Origin of the sequence: Halomonas sp. 141 (genome assembly GCF_002810305.1) — a bacterium.
GTDB lineage: Bacteria > Pseudomonadota > Gammaproteobacteria > Pseudomonadales > Halomonadaceae > Vreelandella > Vreelandella stevensii.
On sequence record NZ_PINZ01000181.1, the window covers coordinates 1 to 221 of the forward strand.

Sequence of the window (221 nt, forward strand, 5' to 3'; positions counted from 1 at the left end):
CACACTCGGTCGAAAAGCAATTCGAGGGAGTTGAGATGCGCGCCGGTGAACACCTTGCCCCGATACCTGGTGACAAATACCAAATGGGCATGGAGTTTAAAAACGCAGTGTCTTCCTGTTCTGATAGCTTGTTTGGTTTCCATGGACCAAGTATATTCGAAGCCATGAAGCAGACCAAGACCCTCAAGGTTCGAGTGAAGGACAAACACGCCGCCGAGCTT

Annotated in this window: 1 pseudogene; it reads right to left on the reverse strand. The window is 50.2% G+C overall.

The window, feature by feature from the left end:
* Positions 1-143 (reverse strand): annotated as a pseudogene (locus CWI66_RS18510) (IS200/IS605 family transposase); the annotation flags it as partial.
* Positions 144-221 lie beyond the last annotated feature (78 nt).